The following is a 21378-nucleotide window of genomic DNA, read 5'->3' as shown; positions in this document are numbered from 1 at the left end:
GGGCCCGCGGGGACGCTTGTCCACTCCCCGCCGGCCACGGCGTGTCACTTCTTGCCGTAATATTCCTTGAGCTTTTCTTCGGGGAGTTCGCTCGGCCACCAGACATTGGCCGTCAGGTCGTCGCGATAGTATTTCGCGGCCTTGTCCTTGTCCCAGCCATCAGGGTTGTAGACATAGCGCTTGTAGAGTTGCTTGCCCTCGAGCAGGGCTACAGCGGCGCGCACGCCGGCAGCACCCTGGGCCGGGCTGTATTCCGGAGAGATCGACTTGAATCCATCCGTGATCCACTGGCCGAAATAGCCATTGTTGCCCTCGCCCGAAATCGGCGGGATCGGCGTGCCGAACTGCTTGAAGACATCGACGCAGGCGCGCGTCATGTCGGCGCCGGACGACCAGATGCCGTCGACCTGCGGATTGTTCAGATAGAGCGTCTCGCACAGCTTCTTGGCCTTGTCATACTGCCAGTCGCCATGCTCCTCGGCGATGATCTGCACATGCGTGCCCTTGAGCGATTCCAGTAGCCCATTGTAGCGGTTGGTGTCTTCCGGGTGGCCGGCAAGGCCACGCAGGACCCAGATCTTGCCGTTGTCGCCAACGGTCTTCACCAGCCAGTCGCCCATTACCTTGCCGAAGTGCTCGGCTCCCCCTTGGATTTCGGTGGTGTAGGCATCGGAATCGATGCGGCCGGTGTGAAGGATGACGGGGATGCCGGCGGCGACCGCCTTGGCAATGCTGGCGTTGGCGGACGTGCTGGTCACCGGCTGAACGATGATCGCGTCGACATGCTGGGCGATCAGATCCTCGATATCGGCTACCTGCTTCTTCTGATCGAAGCCGGCATCGAGCAGGATGAACTTCGAGATGCGCTTGTCCTTTGCCGCGGCATTTTCCGCCTCATGCGCGACCTGCACGGTCCAGGTGTTGGCGTTGACGCCGAAGTCGCTCATTCCGATCACCCAGGGGGGATCCTTCTTGAATGCGCCGGCCGCGGTCATGCGCGTGTCGTCGTGGCGCGGCGCGACGCCGTCCATCAGCTTGATATCTTCCGCGTGCGCCAGGGGCGTTACGGCAAGCGCTGATACAACGAGCATCCCCAGCCCGACGGTTTTCAGCAATCCTAACATTGAACTCCTCCTTGTGGTTGCTCCAGCCGTACGGACGCGCACGGGCCGCGAGACGCTCTCCCGATGCATGCTTGTCGTCGCGAACCGACCTATGCACGCAATTCTCCCGCCCCCGAACACATGTGTGTCGAGGCCCAATTTCGGCTGGACAATGATGACGGTCGAGAACTCCTCCGGGCACTTTAGAAGCATAGTGGGTTTGACCTGTCAATAGTTAGTCATGTTGAATGACTATTCCGTTGCTTGCCTTTCGCCACTCCGCTATTCATCATGAAGAGCGCTCGTCCTGCACCGGCGCGCGGTCAGTCCCGGCGGGAAAATCATGCGATCAGTCTTGTGCTACGGCGACTCCAACACACACGGCCAGATCCCCGGCAAGGGGCCGCTCGAGCGCTATGGCCCGGCTGAGCGCTGGCCGGGGATACTGCGCGCTCATCTAGGCCCCGACTGGTATGTCATCGAGGAAGGATTGAGCGGTCGAACCACCGTCCACGACGATCCGATCGAGGGGGCACACAAGAACGGTAGAACCTATCTCCGCCCCTGTCTGCAGAGCCATGCGACGCTCGACCTCGTCATCATCATGCTCGGCACCAATGACCTCAAGATCCGCTTCAACAAACCGCCGTCGGAAGTGGCTATGGGCATCGGCTGCCTTGTCTACGACATCAAGGAACTGGCGCCCGGTCCGGGCGGCACCACACCCGAAATCATGATCGTCGCACCGCCGCCGATGCAGGACGACGTCAAGGAGTGGAAGTCCATCTTCGCCGGCGCACCGGAGAAATCGCGGCTGCTGGCGCTCGAGTTCGAGGTGCTGGCGGATTCGCTCGAACTGCACTTTTTCGATGCTGGCTCGGTGGTGTCCTGCAGCGAAGCGGACGGATTTCACATCGATGCCGAAGCGCACAGACTGCTTGGCATCGCACTCGCCCGCGCGGTCGATGCGATCGGCTGGAGCCGCTCGACATGAGCAACCATACCGCCGCCCGGCAATGCGCTCTTACCGATGGGGCGACCCTTGCCTGACATGAGGTTTGCACCACCCAATCCCTTGCGCATCGCCGATCGTGCGAGCGGGCTGAACGCGTTGAGCGTGCGCAGCTACAACGAGCGTCTGGTGCTGTCGCTGCTGCTTCAGAACGAGGGCATATCGCGGATGGAAATCGGCGAGAAGACCGGTCTGTCGGCGCAGACGGCCTCGGTCATCGTCCGCTCCCTCGAACAGGAAGGGCTGGTCTCGCAGGGCGAGGCGCAGCGCGGCCGTGTCGGGCCCCCCACCATCCCGCTTTCACTCAACCCGGAAGGTGCCTACGCGGTCGGCGTCGGCTTCAGCCGGCGCAGGATCGACATCGCGCTCATCGACTTCATCGGCACCGTGCGCTTCCACACGCAGTTGCCCGCGGATGAAGCCAATCCGTTTCCGCAAAACAACGATTTGCTTGCGACGATCAGGCAAGCCATGACGAGCCTGCCGGTCGAGGCGCGCAGCCGGGTCGCGGGTATCGGGCTGGCCGTTCCCGATGAGGTCGACGCCATGGCTGCAACCGGCAACGGATCGAGCACGTCCCTGAAGGCTTTGCAAAGCGAGATCGAAGAGCAGATCAAGCTGCCGGTCTTCGTCCAGAACGACATCACCGCGGCGGCCGGCGGCGAGAGCATGTTCGGCGTCGCAAAGCCGCTGAACGACTATTTGTTCTTCTATCTCGGAGCTAGGCTGCAGAGCAGGCTCATCCTCAACCACCAGATCTATAAGGGAAACTCCAGTGCCAGCTTCGATCATGGCCTCATGCGCCTGGAAAGCGAACTGGCCATGCGCGGACGCTCGTCCGAAATCATCTGGAGCAGCAGCCCTGAGTGGCCTGATCTTGGAGAGGCCTACACCGAATGGCTGGGGGAATGCTCAAACCGCCTGAAAGCATCGATCTCGGCGCTGACCCAGTTTGTCGAGTTCAGGACGGTCCTCCTGTCCAGCTATGCGCCGCAGAAAATCGCCAAGGCCTTGTGCGCCGATATCGGCCGGGAATTTGCCGCTGTCCAAGCGTTGCCAGCGCGGGTGACCATCAGCCCGAAAGCCGTCGGCGCAGCCAGCCTGCCGTTCAGCTCGCGGTTTATGATTCAATGATCGGAACGCTGATAACAGAAGGGTTGCAAAGCCCCATCTGAGACGTGGATGCACGCGGTTTGAATGTCGGCTAACTCCGGTGCGAGAAGCTGTCCCTCACGCCATCTTCTGTGACCTCGCGCATCAGGAACGGGATGCCGACGACCGTCATCGGCAATTCCGCGCGGAAGCGGATGTGCGTGGGACCTCGTAATGCACGATCTGGCCTGGGGTGATGGCCCGTCACCCTGTCGGAGCACCGCGACGCCGGCGTAGTGGCTTCCCAATTGCCAGAAGGGCAGCGGGAACCGCCCGCGCTCCTCTTCAACGATGCGGAAGCCCGCCTCTCGGATCAAGTGCAGCGGTTGGCGGTTGAGATGACAGCCGCCGGCGATCTGTCCCCACGGCTTGTTCAGCCGCTCCTGCCATCTGCGGCCGCGCCGCCCCTCGGCCTGGCCGTGCTCGATGAAGATCAGCCGGCCCATAGGTTTCAATATGCGGCGGATCTCGGTCAGCGCCGCGTCAGGGTCGGGAATGGTGCAGAAGGCATAGGTGACGACGACCGTGTCGGCGAGGCCATCGATCAAGGGCAGCCTTTCGCCGCTGGCCCGGATGCAGTCGACGTCGAACGGCAGGGAACGGATCTTCGGTTCGGCCAGGCCAAGCATTGTGCCGTCGGGATCGATGCCGACCAGCCGCTCCACCCTGGCGGCGTCGTAATAGGGAAGGTTCAGGCCGGACCCGAAGCCGACTTCGACGACAATGCCCTGCGCCCGCGGGATCAGGCGCCTTCGCATGCGCGCGAACACGTTTGCCGAACAGCCGGCGTGGACGAGGTAGGGAGCAATGCAGCGTGCGTACCAGGAGAGACAGGATTGGCACATGTCTCAGCCTCCTTTCCCTGCGTTCTTGACGCCGATGGGAACGCCACCCCCGGCAATGGCCTCGGACGTGCAATGCTGGCTGAGAGTATTGACCGGTGACATTTCTCGCTCCAAGGAGTCTCCTGATCGGGCCCGATCGGCCCGACGTCGTGGGATGGATAGAAGGCCGGCGTCCCCTGAACGTCCCCGCTCGGCCGCGTACGGGTCGATGGAAAGATTGGAGTTCCGACTTCTGGGGTTTCCGGAGTTCCGTCTGAACGGGCAGCCGGTGGAGCTCGCCTTGCGCAAGGCGGCCGCGCTCCTCATCTATGTCGCCGAGGCCGGCGGGCCCGTGGCGCGCGAGGTCGCCGCCACGCTTCTGTGGCCCGAAACCGACGAAGAAGCCGCACGAGCACGCCTTCGGCGCACACTGCATAAAATTCGCATCGCGTTCGGCACGGAGGTCATCGCCGCCACGGGGGCATCCCTCAGCCTACACCCGGCGCTTTTCGTCGAGCTCGACTCCAAGGTTTTCGAGCATGCCTGCAATGTCGGCCCGCTCGACGAGGCGGCCGACATCTATAAGGGCGACTATCTCGGCGGCTTCTCACTCCCGGATTGTCCGGAATTCGACGAATGGGTCTTTTTCAGGCGCGAGGCCTTGCGTAGCCGACTGGTGCAGACGCTGGAGCGTACCATCGAAGCGAAGATCGCCGGCGGCGAACCACGCAGCGGGGTGGTGCATGCGACGCGCCTGGCGGCACTCGACCCCTTGAGCGAAAGTGCGCACCGTCACCTGATCCGCGCCCACCTGGCGGCCGGGGACAGGGCGGCAGCCGAGCGCCAGGCCGAAAGCTGTGTCCGGCTGTTACGAGACGAACTCGGCGTAGCGCCGGACCCGGCCACGCTTGCCCTGGTGCGGGAGCCAACTCAAGATGTCACTTTGGACGTGCCCAGGACGCGCTACGTCGAAGTGGACGGCATCCATCTCGCCTATCAGATCGTCGGCAGCGGACCGACGGACATCGTGCTTGTTCCCGGCTTCATTTCGCATGTCGAGCGTATCTGGGAAGACAGACGCTGCCGCGCCTGGATATCAGCGGTTTCGCGCTTGGGCCGCCTGATCCTGTTCGACCGGCGCGGCATGGGACTTTCCGACCGTGTCGGTGTCCGTGCCACAGTCGAAACGACAGCGCAGGATATTCTGGCAGTCATGAACGCGGCCGGCAGCAGCCGGGCCTTGCTCATCGGCGCCTCGGAAGGCGGGCCGGGTTGTGTCCGTTTCGCCATCGATCATCCGGATCGGCTCATCGGCCTTGTCCTGTGGGGCTCGCTCGCGAAAGGCAGCCGCGCGTCGGACTATCCCTTCGCCTTGACCGCCGCGCAATACGATCTGTGGAAGCAGCGGCTGATCGCCGGCTGGGGCGGCCCGGCGGAAATCGAGACGTTCGCCCCGGGCCTCACCGGAGACCGCCAGGCGGAGACCTGGTGGGCGGGATTGCTCAGGGCAGCCTCCAGCCCCGGCGCGGTCGCGGGCCTGCTCGAAGCCCTGCGTGATACCGATGTCCGTTCCCTGCTCGCAAAGGTCTCCGTCCCGACGGTTGTCCTGCACCGGTCCGGCGACCGCGCCGTGCGCGTCGAGGCGGGGCGGCTCCTGGCCGCCGGGATCCCGGGCGCGCGGTTCATCGAGGTCGCCGGTGACGACCACTGGTTTTGGGTCGGCGACCAACAGCCGCTGCTCGACAGCATCAGCGCGCTTGCACGAAGCAGCTGATGCGCGATTGCGGCGTCAGCCGCCGTCAGTTCCGCGTGTGGAAATGGCTGTGGGACTGACCGCGAATGGCGAGGCCGGCGCGGATGCCATTTTGGCCATGCTCCGGGACGACGCCGGGCGGCGTCGAGCACGACGTCCGGTGGAAGGCCGGTTTTCGGCCTATTTCGGTGCAGCGGCAGCGGTTCCGCCCGGCGGTATGATCCGCATCATGGATCTCGACACCGTGTCGCCAGGCTTGAACGGGACCGGGACCTTGTTGCTTACCGGCTTCACGCTTTGCAGGAACGCCGCGATCGCCATGGCATCGTCCGCTGTGAGATGCGCAAAAGCAGGCCAGGGCATAATCGGCGCCAGGGTGCGGCCGTCCGGCCGCTGGCCCGTCTGGATCGCAGCGACGATCTGCTCCGGGGTCCAGCTGCCGATGCCGGTCTCCTTGTCGGGTGTGATGTTTCGACCGGGAAAGACACCGACGCCAGGTATCTCAAAGCCCACATCCGAGCCGCCAAGAAAACGCGACATATCGGGTTTGCCGAAGAAGTAGCCGGGCGTGTGGCAGTCGTTGCAGCCGGCGATCGTGACCAGGTACTCGCCACGCGCGACCTGCGCGTCGTCGGCCATGGCGGCGTATGATGGAAGGGCGACGACCGAGGCCGTGAGCAATGCGAGACGAACTGACGCTGGAAACATGGTTTTCTCCCTTGGTTTGTTCTTGGCTTCTCCTATGACCTTTGTCGTGCTCCCGTCGGGGGCTGCCGTTACGCAGCCCGGCCAGCCGATTGCGGCGCACCTGATCCGCTCTACGTTGCGCCTTACGGTTTGCGGCCGATCACGGCGCCGTTCGCGGCGGGAGCATCGAACCAGACCGTCTCGACGTGCCTGAATCCGGCTTCCTCGAGCCACGCCGAATACTCGGCCGGGGTGTAGTTTCGTCCTTCCGTCTCGATCAGCATGTTGAGGCTCATCAGCGCGGCCGGCGCCGGGCCGGTCTTTTCATCATTGACGAGAAGCTCGCTGATGACGACCGCGCCGCCGCTTGGCAAAGCCTCGAAGGATCGGCGCAGCAGGGCGCGGTTCTTCGCCTCGTCCCAATCGTGCATGATCATCGACAGGAGATGCACGTCGTGATCCCCGGGAAGCTGTTCGAAGAAATTGCCGTCCGCGGTCTCGATGCGGTCGGTCAAGCCGGCCTCGGCGATCTTTCCCGCGGCGATCGCGGCGACATGCGGCAAGTCGAACACGGTCGCACGCAGCGCCCCATATTGTTTGCAAAGCTCGATGTCGTACGCGCCCGATCCGCCGCCGATGTCCAGGAGGCGGCGGAAATGACTGAGATCCACGGCTTCGCCGAGCTTGCGCGCGGTCATCGTGGAAAGCGAATGCATCGCCTCCCAGAAAAGCGCCAGCATCGTAGGATCCTCGCCCTCGAACATCGAGGATTGCACTGCCGGATCCCATGTGGTTGGCCGGTTCGTGCGCAGCGCCTCTGCAAGCCTTCCCCAGCCCGCATAGAGTCGCTTGTCGGCCATCTGCACGAAGCCGCCGAAGTAATACGGCTTACCCTTCACGAGATAAGTTTCGCTTAAGGGCGTGTTGCGATAGCGGCCGTCCGTTTTCTCCAGGAGCCCAAGTGCAGCGCAGCCGGTCAACAGCATCTCGGCCGGTCGTTGATGCAGGCCGAGCGCTTCCGCCAAACCGGCAACCGTGATGGCGGCGCCGCTCGCAAGGCGGCTGAAGAGGTCCAACTCGTGCGCGGCGGCCAGAGTCTTGAAGGCCCAGAAACCGGTCGAAAGCGCCATCAGTGGGACAGCGGAAGGAAGCTCTTGCTTGGTGACGATTGGTCGGTCGGCCGCGCGCAGCCCTGTCTCGCCCGGGATCGAACCGGGCTGGTGGGCAAGCGTTGTCGTGCGCGTAGCAGAGCGCTGATGGTTGGGCATGGCACTCTCCCCAAAATGTTGACGGTTGGTTCGCAGCTTCGAGCCGCGCGGTGGTCTCGACGGCGCGGGTTTCGAAAATGCCGCCGATCGAATGGTCCACCAGCAAGCGGCGGCGGCCTTGTGCTCGCAAGGCCGCGCCGATGGCGCGCAATAGGGTCAGCCCTGGCGACCGGCGTAGGATCGGCCCCGTGGTCCGAATGTCCCTCAACAGCTCGGGGGACAAATCCGCGATTGCCCGACCTCTTGAGACGGATAATTGCCAAGTCTTGAGGGCCGCGACTGTGGTTTTCGGCATAGACCAAGGTAGTCGCACGCTCGACGGGTGATGGATTCGAGTCTCCGCTCGAGGCATTTCAGCCTGCCATAGCCAGCCATCCGCTTCTTCCCTTGCCGCCGAAGCAATGGTAAGGAGGCTAGAGGACCGATAGAAGTGCCAATTCATGGATTCTTGGCCAGTCCAATTCCAATTGGCATGACGACACTTGCAAGGCGCTACCGCTAAGCCAGCGCAGGACGCAGGAGGACTGGTGGCAGGCTGAATTCCAGTGCCTGCGTCAGACCAATTCCAGTGCTGAACAATGACCGCCTTTCACATAAGCCTGGTCGGGCGCAAGAATCTCAGCGGCGAGATTTATCGTCAGATACGGCGCGCCGTTCTGGATCGACGGCTGCGGCCCGGCGACCCTCTGCCGCCTGGCCGCGAACTGGCGCGGACGCTTGCCGTGTCGCGTGCCACCGTGACCGTGGTTTATGAACGGCTCGCCGCGGAAGGGTTCGTGACATCCCGGCAGGGGTCTGGGACGTTCATCAGCGAATTGGTCGTGCCGGCCGGGCGAGAAAAGACCGGACGCCGATCTACCGGCGTGCTCCAGCCACGCCAGATCTGGGAGGCGATAGCCCCACCACCCGCATTCGAGCCGGTTCGGTTCGACTTTCACGCCGGGTTTTGCGATGCTTCGCTGTTTCCGCACGGGGCGTGGCGGCGGTCGGTGGTTTGGGCGCTGCGTTCGGGCGAAGCGACCGCCGGCACTTACGAGCATCCCGCCGGACATCACGATCTCAGGGTCGCAATCGCCAGGCACATAGGCATCTCCCGAGGGATCGGGGCGGCTGCGGACGACATCATTGTCACAAACGGTACGCAGCAGGCACTGGATGTCCTGGCCCGCGTCCTGCTGGCACCGGGCGATGCAATTGCCATTGAAGATCCGGGCTACGGTCCTCCGAGGCATTTGTTCAAGGCCTTGGGTATTCGTGTGGTCGGTGTACCGGTGGATCGCCAGGGTCTGGTCGTTGATGCGCTACCGCGCGGAGTCCGAGCGGTGTATGTCACGCCGTCTCATCAATTTCCGCTTTCGGTGACGATGACGCTGCCGCGCCGGCAGGCGCTGCTGGCCTGGGCCGAGCGAAATAACGCGGCCATCATCGAAGACGACTACGACAGCGAGTTCCGTTTCGGGGGCCGTCCCCTCGAGCCGTTGCAGACGCTCGACGCAAACGGCCGGGTCATCTACGTCGGCTCCTTCTCGAAGACAATGCTGCCGATGCTTCGGCTGGGCTTCATATTGACGCCGCCATCGCTGCGAGCGGCCGTGCACAAAGCGAAATTCGTCAGCGACTGGCATTCATCGACCCCGGCGCAAGCAGCGCTCGCGCGTTTCATCGATGAGGGCGCCTTTGCGCGTCACATCCGTCGGGTGAACGCAATCTACCGGGAACGGCACCAGATCATCGCGAACGCCATCGCCAATGATTTTGCCGATCATCTCGAACTCATCCCATCGACAACGGGGCTCCATCTCACCGCTCTTGCCCGGAAAATGTCGGCGGACCAGATCGCCGAGGTCGCGCGCCGCGCAGCCGATCGCAGCGTCGCCGTCCAGATCCTGTCACGGTTCGCCGTGAACGCCATACCGCGAGCCGGCATCATGCTGGGGTATGGCGCCATTCCGACGCCCCGCATCGAAGAAGGGTTGCATTTGCTGCGCGCCTGTTTCGACAGTGAACCGTCCTGACCTTCGATTTATCTACGCCACGCGTGGTTGAGCTGGCCTGGGTTTGACCACGGTGGCGAGTACGATGCCGGTGACGATGAAGGCCGCGCCGACCAGATCGTAATCGTGCAAGCCCTCGCCGAGCAGCAGATAGGCTAACACAGCGACGAACACCGTCTGCAGGTAGAGCAGCATGCTCGCTCGGCTCGCACCGAGCGTTTCCACGCTTTTATTGTAGAGATAGTACATCAAGGCGCCGCCCGGACCGGCCAGATAGGCGAGCGCGAGAATGCTGTGGACGTCCATGGCGGAGCGTTCGTCGTTGAACAATTCCCACACATGGAACGGCAAGGCGACCAGCGCACCGGCGCCGAGCAGCAGCACGACCATCGGCAGGAGTTCGATGCCGAATTTGGCACGGCGCAAAAGCACGGTGTACAGGCCCCAGCAGAACGCGCTGCCGACGATCCACAGCTCGCCGGCGTTGAACTTGAGTTGCAGCAGCGCCGTCAGGTTCCCGTGGGCAACGATGAAAATCATCCCGGCTAGCGCAACCAGCGCGCCTAGCGACTTCCACAGCCCGAGCGGCTCGCCAAGCACGAAACGGGCGAGCACCATCGTCATGACAGGCGACAGCGCCATGATGATGCCGGCCGTGGTGGCGTCGGTGTCGTTGAGGCCATGGTAGATCATACCTTGGCACAGGGTGAGGCCGATCGCCCCCACCGCGACGACCTCCACGACGCGCGTTCGCAACAGTCCGATCATCGCGTCGTGATGACGGTGCACGATCGGCAGCAGGATGGCGCAGGCAAGCGTCAGCCGCCAGAAGCAGAGGCCCCAGGGTGGCATTTCAGGCGCCACCCATTTGGCCGCGATATAGACGCCAGCCGAAAGCAGCCAGCACAGGACGGCGGCCGGATAGCCGGTCACGGAGGGCACGACCTCGGGTTGCGCGACGTGATGCGCTATCGGCATTGCCTGCATGTCATGCCCTCCCCTTCGATGACGTCGGCCCGATGCGACAATATAGCCTGCGCGGTTGGGTCGTGCATCCGTTTTGAAAGGCGAAAGAAACTGCACTTGGCCGCGGCGCCTGATACAGGCCCCTGTTCCGATCGTGCGGCGCTCGGTGGCTCGCTCGCGATCCAGGCGCGAGCGTAGCCGGGTTTGGAAATGTGAGCGACAGATAGAACCAGTGCACAATTGCGATAAGATGTTTCACCATTCCGGTTTTCGAGGTCCAATGTCTGAAGTGGACTGGCTCAGCCATCTCTTGCAAATCATCACCGTTACCGGCCAGCTCGAGGTCCGCTGCGCCTACGGTGCGCCGTGGCGCATTGCCTGGAGCAAGGCTGCCGCAAACGAAATTCCCTACCATGTCATCGTCAGGGGCCGGGCCATTTTGGAGGATCCGGACACGAGAGCAGCAAGGGAGCTGGTGAGTGGAGATATTGTGCTGCTGCCTCACGGCGCGGCGCATGTGCTGCACGACGGCAGCGGGCAAATACCAATCCCTACCCAGCAACGGCGGGGGGCTGCCGGATGGATGCTGAGCGAGAATGATGGCCAGGGCGAGCAACTGGATCTGCTGTGTGGGCGATTTTTTATCGCACCACCCCATGATCGGCTGGTCCGCAACTACCTGCCTGCGGATCTGGTGGCGCGGTCCAAGGACGGCGATGAAGAAAACGGCATCGGCTCCGCCTCCAGCCAACTGGCCGGCCTGGTGACGCTGATGCGAATGGAGTCCGCCGGAGACAGAGCCGGAGGACGCGCCATTCTCAACGCGCTTTCTTCGGCCCTGTTCACACTGGTACTGCGCGCGGCGAGCCAATCCGGGAAAGCCCCCGAAGGCTTGTTGGCCCTGGCCGGCAATCCCCGGCTTGCTCCAGCCATTTCCGCGATGTTCGCCGATGCGGCACGGCCCTGGAAACTGCCCGATCTGGCCGAATTGTGCGGGATGTCGCGCGCTACGTTCATGCGCCAGTTCCAGGACAAGCTGGGTCGCTCCGCGCTCGATTTGTTGACCGATCTCCGCATGAGCCTGGCCGCCAACGAGTTGAAGAAGCCGGCGATCAGCACCGAGGCCGTGGCCGAGACCGTCGGGTATCAATCCGTTTCGGCGTTCCGGCGTGTTTTCGCCGAAAGGACGGGGATGACGCCGGGGGAGTGGCGGCGACTGGCGCACAAGGGCGAGTAAGACGCGCGGTCCGGAATCGAGAAAGCGCAATTTGATCCTTTCGCGCATCACATTGAGCTAATTCAGCCTCGAAATAATCACTCTTCCCCGTAGATTAGGCTCCGCAATCACTTGATAAGGGAGCCATCCAATGAACTGCCTCGCCACCACCGGACCCGCAACCCGCGTAGCCGCCCAGATCTTCGCGCAAACCGGGAAGAGCGAAAACGCTTTCGCGACGAATGCCGTCATCGAAACGATCCTAAGCCGCAGCGCCGCCAAGTACTACGATCCCGCTGCCACCCTGAGCGACGACCAAATCCGCGACCTGGTGCGTATCGGCACGTCCGCGCCAACCTCCTTCCACCTGCAGAACTGGCGCTTCATCGCCGTACGCTCGCCGGAAGCCAAGGCACGGCTGCGCCCGATCGCCTGGAATCAGCCGGCGATCACCGATGCGGCCGTGACCTTCATCATCATCGGCAGGCTGGCCGATGCCAGCACCGTCCCAGCCCGCCTGGCGCCCGTGGTGGAGGCCGGCATCATGCCGGCGCACCTGGTGCCGGAATGGGAGATCCCCGCTCGCGGTTTGTATGACGATCAGCCGCGGCGCCAGCGCGACGAGGCGGTACGCTCCGCGACCTTTGGCACCGCGGCGATCATCTACACGGCCCGGTCGTTGGGCCTGGGTTCGACACCGATGATCGGTTTCGACGCCGAGGCCGTGCACCGCGAGTTCGGCCTGGCCGAAGACGAAGTGCCGGTGATGCTGCTGACCGTCGGCCCGGAGCGAGCCGGCAACTGGCCGCAGAAGCCGCGCATGCCGGTGGCCGATGTCCTGGACTTTGCATAATCCCCAGCAACTCCAGATCTTACGGAGACAAGGATGGCAAGAACTGCCGCTCTCGTGGAAGGCGCCGCGCCAATGGCTGATTGCGTGAGAGATCGAAGACCTTCCACGCCCGTAAATTACCCCGAACCAACAAATGTCTGAGGAGACAATTCCCATGAAAGCGATCGTAGTGACGGACCAGGCTGCAGGAACGGCCGGGATGAAGGTGGTGCAGCGGCCCGAGCCGCAGGCGGCGATAAACGATGTCGTCGTCGAGATCCATGCGTCGGGGTTCGTCCCGACCGAGCTGACGTGGCCCTCGACCTGGACCGATCGCGTCGACGGCGACCGGACGCCATCGATCCCCGGGCACGAGCTGGCCGGGGTGGTCACCGCCCTGGGCTACGGTACGACGGGACTGTCGGTGGGCCAGCGGGTGTTCGGCCTCGCCGACTGGTATCGCGACGGCACCCTGGCGGAGTATATCGCTATCGAGGCCCGCAACCTCGCGCCATTGCCGGGCGATGTCGACTTCACGGTGGGCGCTAGCCTGCCGATCTCGGGCCTGACCGCGTGGCAGGGACTGTTTCAGCACGGCCGTCTTCAGGCGGGGCAGAGCGTCCTTGCGCATGGCGCGGCCGGCGCCGTCGGGTCGATGGTGACGCAGCTCGCACGAGAGGCCGGCGCCTACGTCATTGGCACCGGACGCTCTGCCGACCGCCAGAAGGCGCTCGACTTCGGCGCAAACGAATTCGTCGACCTCGAGAACGACGCCCTCGAAGACGTGCGCGGCGTCGATCTGGTGTTCGATGTCATCGGCGGCGACATCCAGAAGCGGTCCGCGGCGCTGATCCGAGCCGGAGGCACGATGGTGACTGTCGTCGGCCCGGCCGAGGCGAGGCCCGTGGATGGCCTGGCGGTCGACTTCGTCGTCGAAGCCGATCGTGCCCAGCTGAGCGAGATCGTCCAGCGGGTGCGGAACGGACGGCTGCGGACGAACATCGGCAAAGTCGCTCCTCTCGACGAGGCGATCGCCGCCTTCAACTCGACCGAGCGACGCGCGGGGAAAACGGTCATCCGCGTTCGCCCGTGAGGTCTTGGGGGAGAGAGGGACGGTTCCTCTCTCCCCGATTTCGTCCAGACGGGCGGCCCCGGATAGGTTGCGAGCAGCGATATCTCATGTCGGCCCCGCCGGTTTCGGTGTCGCATTCTGTTGGCCCGCCGGGCCGCCGACCGGCAGACATACCCAGAATGTTGATTTCGAGGCGGGACGAAGATGTTCGTCCCGCTATTCGAGATACGGCGCCAGTACATCTTCGATCCATTTCATGAATGCGCGGACGCGGCGCGACAGATTGCTGCGATGTGCTACGACGAAGGACACGGGGATCGCCCGGCGACGCAAATCGGGCATGATCTCCACCAGCGCTCCACTCTTCAAGTATTGGCCAATCCCCAGAAGCGGCGCTTGAATCAGGCCAAGGCCGGCGACGGCGGCAGCGTCGTAGGTCTGCGCGCTGTTGACGTGTAGCGCGCCTGGCAACTGACGCGTCGAGTAGCCGTCGCCGTCCGGATATTCCCATCCATGCGGTCTCGCGCCCAGCATCGTCGAAAAATGAATTGTCCGATGTTCCTGGCGCTGGAGGTCGTCCAGCGACCGAGGGACGCCATAGCGCGCCAGATAAGCGGGACTGGCGGCGTTGACCATGCGCAACAGGCCCAGCGGGCGGGCAATCAGCGTCTCGTCTCCGATGGGACCAAGTCGCAAGACGCAGTCAAACCCCTCTTGAACCAGATCGACTTGCCGGTCGGTACTCGACACCTCCAGCTCCAACTCGGGGTGAGCCGCCATGAACTCCGGCAAGGCCGGAACGATCGTCGTGCGGGCCACTTCGGTCGGGAGATCGACCCGTAAACGCCCGCGAAGCGCCACGCGATCGCCCGCGAACATCGAGTGCAGATCATCGACTTCAGCCAGCAGATCGCGGGCACGGGCATGAAATGCGCGCCCGTCCTCCGTCAACCGCACGCTGCGCGTCGTCCGGTGCAGGAGCCTGGCACCGACATCTTCTTCCAGCTTCCGGACCGCCGTCGAGGCCCTCCCCTTCTGGATGCCCAGGCTATCGGCCGCGCGGGTGAAGCTGCCCATTTCCGCGACCGTTATGAAAATGAGGACGTGCTCGAGATTCTGCATTCGTGCCTCGTATTGTTTTCCAGAAAGAGAACAGTTGGTTCATTTCCTCGGTGTTTATCACACTCAGGAGGCACAGTAAGTTTCGGATATGGGATCTCCCCATCGGAGAACGACAAGTGTCCGAAACCATGAACCCGCGTCAGACAGCCGAAACCGTGACCTTGCATCGCGCCCTGTGGACCGGCCGGATCATGAGCGCGTTTGTCGTTATCGTTCTGGTGGCAGACGGCACCATCCAGCTTTTTGCGCCGGCACAGATCGCGAGCATGTTGCAGGAAACCGGGTTCGCGCTGGACCTGACCCGTGTCGTGGGTCCCATCATACTCGCCTGCGCCATCCTCTACGCCATTCCGGCCACCGCCGTCCTCGGCGCGATCCTGGTGACGGGCTTTTTGGGCGGTGCCATCTGCGCCCACGTCCGCATTGGTGAGTTGGGGTCGCCGCCGGAGATCATTTCCCTGCTTCTGGGCGCGCTGGCATGGGGCGGCCTCTATCTGCGCGATCCCCGAGTCCGGGCCATTCTACCACTCATCCATTGAACCAACCGGGGCAGTGCCCTGTCCCTCAACATCAGGAGAAAACACATGTTTCTAGTCATGGGAATCACGGGAAAAGTTGGCGGCGCAACGGCAGAACATCTGCTGGCGCACGGCAAGGAAGTACGCGCGCTTGTCCGCAATCGCGAGAAGGCAGCCAACTGGGCGAGCAAGGGCGTGGAGCTGGTAGAGGGCGATTGGAATAATTCGGCAGCCATCGAGGAAGCGCTCGGAGGCGTCGAAGGCGCGTTCGTCATGTTGCCCCCTGTCTGGGCGCCCTCGCCCGATTACAAGGAAGCAAAGGGCGTGATTACAAATTATGTCGAGGCGCTCACCAAGGCAGCGCCGCCGCGCGTGGTTGCGCTTTCGTCGATGGGCGCGAACAGAACCGGCGGACACGGGGTGATCACGGCCCTGTCGCTTCTGGAGCGAGGTTTTCGCGACCTGAAATCGCCAATCGCATTTGTGCGCGCCGGCGGGTTCTTCGAAAACTTCCTCTACGGCTTGCAGGTCGCGCAGGGCGGAACGCTACCGGTCTACTACAATCCGACAAACCGCAAATCGACCATGGTCGCGACGAACGACATCGGCGCGGAGGTCGCAACCCTTTTGACCGGGCCGGCGTGGTCGGGCCAGCGCGTCATCGAGCTTGGTTCGATGGTCACCGCCGATGACGTCGCGGGACAGCTGGGTGAAGTCCTCAATCGCGACGTGAAAGCCTTTGCAATCCCGCGTGCAGGGTGGGCGAAAGCCTTCGAGCAATTCGGCATCCCGAAAGGCCACTCCGGACCTGCCGAAGAAATGTTCGAAGCCGTGAACGCGGGATGGATGGACCTTGGCGTCGCGAGTACGGAGCACGTAGCCGGTACGACGTCCGCACGCGATGTGTTCGAGGCTGCACACAACGCCGCCAAGGCGTAAACTTCCCGCTTCTGCGTCAGACGCGGGCGGGAAGTGCTCAACAGTTCAAAGCGACGCGAGCGCCTCCACCCCCGCCTGACCTTCTGAATTTAGTAATTTCTGTCTCGCGATGCCTGCATCCGGTGGTGCGAAATTCAAACGTCGAAGAAGCGAACCAATGTTGTCGATCGGCTGCGGCTTTCAAAAGACATGGCCGAAACTCTAAAAACATCGGTCAGGCTCAACCTTTTCTTCTGATCTCGACGGCTCCTTGCCGCGCAGGCAGTTGCTAAGCCAGATATCCGCATCTTTTCGTTCCATAACGGACCAGCCGCTCCGACCGCAAAAGCGACATCTCACAATCGTCTCGGCAACCGCACCTTCCTGCCCCGCGCGGCCCAACCGGCTCGCGGAAATGCTCTCACGCAGTTTCTGCGTCACGGCCGCCATAGCGACATATGCGATGTTGTCCTAGGCAGCACAATCGGTTTTGTGACCGCAACCAGCGCAGGCCGAACGATCAGCGCTTATCGCAGGTGGTGTCCGGGCTAGCCATTTTCGCGAACAATGCCGAGCGACTGATCCTTGGAATTTCGGCCCGATGCCGTGACCAACTATTCGAACGCGCACTCTTTGCGGCTAGCTTTTTATTACGCAGCTAGCTTTTTATTACACTGCGGCTTAGATGACGATAGTGTTTGTTCCGATGCGCTTCCCTGCTACGAACGATAATATTAGTTGGCCGCTTAAGACGCCTCTGCATTGACGACTGGACAGTGCCGTTAGGTTCGGAGAGGCTAGATCAATGAAAGCGACCATGCCACCTACCCGTATTCACCTGCCTCCGCCCCTGCTCAGCCAGCTAGACAACCGCGACGCGGCACTCTGGCTCTCGGGACCGGAGGTTGAAGGCCTCGAGCCCGACATGGTCGCCCGGCTGTGTCGGATGCCATGGAACATTGTTCTGTCAGAGTCCGCCGACGAAGCGATGCTTGCGCATCTCGACGAACCTGAGCCTGTTGAAGGCCTTTTGGTTCGGCGACGCGGCCTCGTGCATACTGTGGATACGGATCCTGCCGAGATTCTTCTGCCGCCGAGGCATTTAGCTGTGTTGCTCTTGAATGGACGCGGGGCCCAGCGTCGGACCGGGATGACCGCGTTAACACGTCGGCTCACGATGCTTTCAGAACTGCGCAAGCGATCCATAAAGCAGTTGGTCGTGGCCATAGCGGGGCCATTCGAAGTTCCTACCGATCTCGCTGACATGTGGGCGGACGGGTTCCGTACGATTGTCACTTTCGTTTCGGACGATCCCTCAGCTGACGAACTAATAGACCAATGGCGCAGTTCCGTATCCGGCCCACCAGTCGGGTTGATAAGGTTGTCTCCAACTGATTTTGCACACGAGCTCGAGCATCAATTTCTCGAAGGACGTGACGGCAAGATCGTCCTACGCATGCGCGACGAGCGGGGGGGCACAAGATTGGTGGACGTCTCAGAAATTGATGACCCACAGCGACCAGTCCTCGCCGGGTACGAGCTTCTGGGAAATGAACTACTTACATCGCTCCTCCCTAGCGACCTCGCGGCAGCGGAGGTGGACGGGTTTTTCGCGAACACCACTATGTCATGGCGACCCTACGCGGCTGGCATGGTTTGGGAGCGCGATCCATCAGCTTGGTCAAAAGTTAAAGCACGGTTGCGAAGTCTTGATCAAAAGGGACCAGAAGAGAACAGGATACTCTACATTTCGGCGGAGTCTGGCGCGGGCGCGACTACCTTCCTCCGTGACCTCGCTTGGAAGTCAGCAGAATCCGGCTATCCCACCCTCGTTGCACGTGCTGCTCCGTTCACGACTAGCGGCTTAGAGATGACTAACTTCCTTACTCGGCTTATGGCTGCAGGGGATGAAGGAACGTACGACGAAGAGCGCCTGTACGAGACGCCTTGTGTATTGGCTTTTGATCAGGATCATTGGAGCGGGCGGGAATCAGAACTTGTGAGCTTCGCGCGCGAGATAGAGCGCAGTGGTCGTCGCGTCTGTATTCTTCTCGTAGTTGGCATATACGTTGGACTGGGCCTACAAGCTGAACGGCGGTTCGTCGAACTCGCGCACCTAACCCACCAGGTGACACCGAGTGACGCACTTGCCTTGGGGAAGCACCTAAACAGGTATCTCTCGGCCCACAATACCGCTCGCAGCGAGCAGGAGTGGCAAGCGTTTTTCAGATCTACTTCAGTCCAGGAGTCCCAAGGCATCGCGGCGTTCTGGATCGTGCTATCATTCTGGCTGCAGCGTCAGATCGACCTCGGTGAGACTGTTCAGTCGCGCGTCTATCGTCAGTTCAATGCGGCCGGCCTCGACGACAGCATGCGGGTAGCGATCCTCAGGATTGCGGCTTTCAGCACGGTTCGTACGCCGCTGCCGGATGCGCTCCTCCCCCCGACGACAACATGGCCGATTGCGGACCGCCTGCAGGACTTGCGCAAGGAACTGGGTGCATTGGGCCTACTGCGCATTCAAGGCGACGTCGATCGCTATTGGGCGATGGCCCATGACCTGCTTGGTCGGTATCTATTGACGGCGCTGTTTTACGATTTTGAGGCGCGCAAGTCTCTTGGGTACGCGACTGCCTTGAACCCGGAGCACCTTCGGTTTCTCATTCTCAAGGAGATCAGCAGTCTTTCAGCCCTGCAGCGACGCGACCTGCGCGAGGTTGCGGAAAACTTTGCCATCACGATCTTCAAGATCGATCCAGATCATGGTCACGCGATCTTTGTGCCGTTCTGGCGTGAAGCGCTAGAGGCGCTTGACGGAATGCCCAAGTCGCTCCGTACCACCAGCCGCACCTTCCTTCATCACGGCGCGATTTCGCGAAGACGAATTGCCGCCGACGAAGACCTTTTTGCGATGCCGACAGGGGATCGAGTTCTACTCCTGAAGCGGTCGGTCGAGGACATAGAAGCCGCCCTTGGGCTCGAGATGGTCCCTGGCGAAGAGACGGACGTCAATCTCTATAATTCTCTGGCGCTCGCCTACCATGACCTCGCTGATGCTCAAGCGAAGGCCGAGTTCGACCCAGCAATGATTATGAAATCGCGAGCAGCCGCGCGTGAGGCCACACGGCGGGCGTACTCTCTTAACCCTGACAACTCCTTCGTGATGGAGACCTATGCCCGTACCCTATTGAGTCCACTGGACGGCGACTCTAATCGCATCGTCAGCAATGCGCTCGAAGTCCTAAACCTGGTCTATTCGCTGGTTAATAGGCCCGGTTTCGAATCGCGTCGTAACGCCCTAAGCCGACTGTCTCTTGCCGCGTTCGACATCCTGCTGGCGAACAACGCAGGCGAGCTTCGCGACGTCGATCCAGAGTCTGAGGCCGGGGCGACCGTCGTTGCCCTGGCCAGCCTCGCCGAAGGCGTGGAACGTAGCCAAGGCATAGAGCTTGGGAACTATCCCCCCGAAAATCGCAAGAAGGCTGCGGCGCTCCTTGCCGCCCCGATCTTGGCGGGGAATGTCCAGGCGGTGAAACTGAGGTATGCGCTGGCGGTGCTCGACGACCCGCAAAATTTCGAATTACAGTTAGAGCTTCTCCAATCGCTTCAAGGAAGCGGGCCATCGTTTACGCCCCAGATGGAACTCGAAATGGGCCTTCTTCTTTTTCAAGTTGGCCGCTCGCATGAGGCAGATCGGCAGTTCCGAAGATTGCGCGGACTGTGGAGAAAGGGGCAGAACTATGTCGAAGTGCCGCAAAGGCTCCATTGGCTTCTGAACCCTTCACGGACTGACCGCCGCCAAGTGCGAGCGAAGGTCGTGTCGAACGGCGAGGGCAGGAGCTTCGCGCGTGTCCAAGAGTTCGACAACGTCGAGGTCCCGTTTCGGTCAGCGGAATTTGGGGGGGAATTGTTAAGACCAGCCACGTCAATCAATGGATATGTATCCTTCGGCCACAATGGGCCGCTGCTTCGACCGCTTACGGCATCACGAAGGTGACTGGTCTCGTTCATCAGGTCGCTGCACAACTCAGATGGCGGATCGGGAGGAATACCGTGGTCCTTGAGGGTACATCTGACGTAGCATTCCTCGAACACGCCGCTGGTCTGCATTCCCGCGCCTTTGGCGGAGCCATTCTGGACGCGGATTTCGCAGTTGTTGCTGCAGGCTTTGGTGACGACGGTGGTGTAGATGGTGTCAATCGTCGGCTGAACATGATGCGTCAACTCGCGGACACCGATAGGGATCCTTCCGGTGCGATCGTCTATCGGTTCATCGGACTGTTGGACAACGACTGGGCAGGTCGAAACGCTCTTGAAGCAGCCTGCAAATTCGATCGACGCCTTTGCGCGTACACCGATCTCATCCTGCTCCATCCGGTGATGCCCGTGCTTACGGCTGGTGCAGTGAACTTGGAAACGGAGATGATACAGGCGAATCGGCAATTCACTAAGTTAAATTGGGAGATTGAGGACCTTTGCTCAGAACGACTGCTTGCTGCCTTCGAGGTAATTAATCCAGGCGCCGTCACGGCACGCCGCAGCGCTGCCGGACGTACGCATCGCGAATTCGACCGCAAGGCAAAGGCCGAATTAAGGCGATACTTTCTACGGGAGGCGAGTCTCGGAGATGTTCGTGAAATGCTCGCGTTGCTAAAGGCGCTAAGAAGCTACGTCTTCCTACCATATCACTTCATCCAAGTCTGATGGCTGCGCAACCTGGGTCACCCGATTGAGGGCACCCTTGACCCTTCCCATTTCGGATGTCGCCGTTCACCACATTCACTCTGGTCTAGCTGTCGCATCAAGAGCACAGCAGTCATTCGCCGTGCTGAGAGCCAAAGGTTGCGCTGCGGGTAAATTCACGACGATGTCCGCAATCGCCGTCAAATGCGACGTTTCACAACTGTCCTGGCAACCACGCCTTCCTGCCCCGCGCAGCCC

The 21378-nt window shown here is 61.9% G+C and carries 17 protein-coding genes; 11 read left to right on the top strand and 6 right to left on the bottom strand.

The window, feature by feature from the left end; genetic code table 11:
* Positions 1-44 precede the first annotated feature (44 nt).
* Complete coding sequence (locus FJ973_RS19810; RefSeq protein WP_318013802.1) at positions 45-1091, bottom strand: substrate-binding domain-containing protein; 1047 nt, start codon at positions 1089-1091, stop codon at positions 45-47.
* Between the two features lie 355 nt (positions 1092-1446).
* Here FJ973_RS19810 and FJ973_RS19805 point away from each other — a divergent pair, with 355 nt between their 5' ends.
* Positions 1447-2097 (top strand): SGNH/GDSL hydrolase family protein, encoded by a 651-nt coding sequence (locus FJ973_RS19805; protein ID WP_140557301.1) that lies wholly within the window; start codon positions 1447-1449, stop codon positions 2095-2097.
* A gap of 81 nt (positions 2098-2178) precedes the next feature.
* Positions 2179-3249, top strand: coding sequence for an ROK family transcriptional regulator (locus FJ973_RS19800; protein WP_224646902.1), 1071 nt, complete (start codon positions 2179-2181; stop codon positions 3247-3249).
* Here FJ973_RS19800 and FJ973_RS19795 read toward each other — a convergent pair.
* Entirely contained in the window at positions 3243-4037 is a 795-nt protein-coding gene (locus tag FJ973_RS19795; RefSeq protein WP_246675906.1) for a class I SAM-dependent methyltransferase, read from the bottom strand. The two genes, FJ973_RS19800 and FJ973_RS19795, sit on opposite strands and share 7 nt — an antisense overlap.
* 283 nt (positions 4038-4320) lie before the next feature.
* On the opposite strand from FJ973_RS19795, the gene FJ973_RS19790 reads away from it, so the two are divergent.
* Entirely contained in the window at positions 4321-5865 is a 1545-nt protein-coding gene (locus tag FJ973_RS19790) for an alpha/beta hydrolase (protein ID WP_140557300.1), read from the top strand.
* Between the two features lie 159 nt (positions 5866-6024).
* Here FJ973_RS19790 and FJ973_RS19785 read toward each other — a convergent pair whose 3' ends face one another.
* Together FJ973_RS19785 and FJ973_RS19780 are read right to left on the bottom strand one after the other, a co-directional pair.
* Positions 6025-6483 carry a cytochrome c gene (locus FJ973_RS19785; protein ID WP_224619145.1) on the bottom strand — a complete coding sequence of 153 codons (459 nt, stop codon included), beginning with the start codon at positions 6481-6483 and terminating at the stop codon, positions 6025-6027.
* Between the two features lie 191 nt (positions 6484-6674).
* A complete protein-coding gene (locus FJ973_RS19780; protein WP_224619146.1) occupies positions 6675-7799 on the bottom strand; it encodes an acetylserotonin O-methyltransferase in 1125 nt (374 codons plus the stop codon).
* Positions 7800-8377: 578 nt separating this feature from the next.
* Here FJ973_RS19780 and FJ973_RS19775 point away from each other — a divergent pair.
* Positions 8378-9814 (top strand): PLP-dependent aminotransferase family protein, encoded by a 1437-nt coding sequence (locus FJ973_RS19775; protein WP_140557298.1) that lies wholly within the window; start codon positions 8378-8380, stop codon positions 9812-9814.
* Positions 9815-9826: 12 nt separating this feature from the next.
* Here the strand turns inward: FJ973_RS19775 and FJ973_RS19770 are convergent, their stop codons facing one another.
* Positions 9827-10780: an EamA family transporter gene (locus FJ973_RS19770; RefSeq protein WP_140557296.1), complete on the bottom strand. Its 954-nt coding sequence runs from the start codon at positions 10778-10780 to the stop codon at positions 9827-9829.
* A 259-nt stretch (positions 10781-11039) separates the two neighbouring features.
* Between FJ973_RS19770 and FJ973_RS19765 the strand changes: the two genes are divergently transcribed.
* From FJ973_RS19765 to FJ973_RS19755, 3 genes are all read left to right on the top strand, one after another.
* Complete coding sequence (locus FJ973_RS19765; RefSeq protein WP_140498351.1) at positions 11040-11996, top strand: AraC family transcriptional regulator; 957 nt, start codon at positions 11040-11042, stop codon at positions 11994-11996.
* Positions 11997-12126: 130 nt separating this feature from the next.
* A complete protein-coding gene (locus tag FJ973_RS19760; protein WP_224619148.1) occupies positions 12127-12828 on the top strand; it encodes a nitroreductase family protein in 702 nt (233 codons plus the stop codon).
* A 154-nt stretch (positions 12829-12982) separates the two neighbouring features.
* Entirely contained in the window at positions 12983-13900 is a 918-nt protein-coding gene (locus FJ973_RS19755) for an NADP-dependent oxidoreductase (RefSeq protein ID WP_140498352.1), read from the top strand.
* 195 nt (positions 13901-14095) lie between these two features.
* On the opposite strand, the gene FJ973_RS19750 is transcribed toward FJ973_RS19755, so the two are convergent.
* Positions 14096-15001 carry a LysR family transcriptional regulator gene (locus FJ973_RS19750; RefSeq protein WP_140498353.1) on the bottom strand — a complete coding sequence of 302 codons (906 nt, stop codon included), beginning with the start codon at positions 14999-15001 and terminating at the stop codon, positions 14096-14098.
* A 116-nt stretch (positions 15002-15117) separates the two neighbouring features.
* Between FJ973_RS19750 and FJ973_RS19745 the strand changes: the two genes are divergently transcribed.
* The 4 genes from FJ973_RS19745 (at position 15118) to FJ973_RS19730 (ending at position 21141) form a co-directional block, all read left to right on the top strand.
* Positions 15118-15540: a DoxX family protein gene (locus FJ973_RS19745; protein WP_140557294.1), complete on the top strand. Its 423-nt coding sequence runs from the start codon at positions 15118-15120 to the stop codon at positions 15538-15540.
* 45 nt (positions 15541-15585) lie between these two features.
* On the top strand, positions 15586-16458 hold the full coding sequence (locus FJ973_RS19740; RefSeq protein ID WP_140557292.1) for an NmrA family NAD(P)-binding protein: 873 nt from the start codon (positions 15586-15588) through the stop codon (positions 16456-16458).
* Positions 16459-17242: 784 nt separating this feature from the next.
* Positions 17243-20434 (top strand): hypothetical protein, encoded by a 3192-nt coding sequence (locus tag FJ973_RS19735; RefSeq protein WP_246675905.1) that lies wholly within the window; start codon positions 17243-17245, stop codon positions 20432-20434.
* Positions 20435-20490: 56 nt separating this feature from the next.
* Positions 20491-21141 (top strand): hypothetical protein, encoded by a 651-nt coding sequence (locus tag FJ973_RS19730; RefSeq protein WP_246675903.1) that lies wholly within the window; start codon positions 20491-20493, stop codon positions 21139-21141.
* Positions 21142-21378: the final 237 nt, after the last annotated feature.

Origin of the sequence: Mesorhizobium sp. B2-1-3, assembly GCF_006442495.1 — a bacterium.
In the GTDB taxonomy this organism is placed as follows: domain Bacteria; phylum Pseudomonadota; class Alphaproteobacteria; order Rhizobiales; family Rhizobiaceae; genus Mesorhizobium.
The sequence above is the reverse complement of the archived record's forward strand: the minus strand, read 5'-3'. Positions and strand labels throughout refer to the sequence as shown.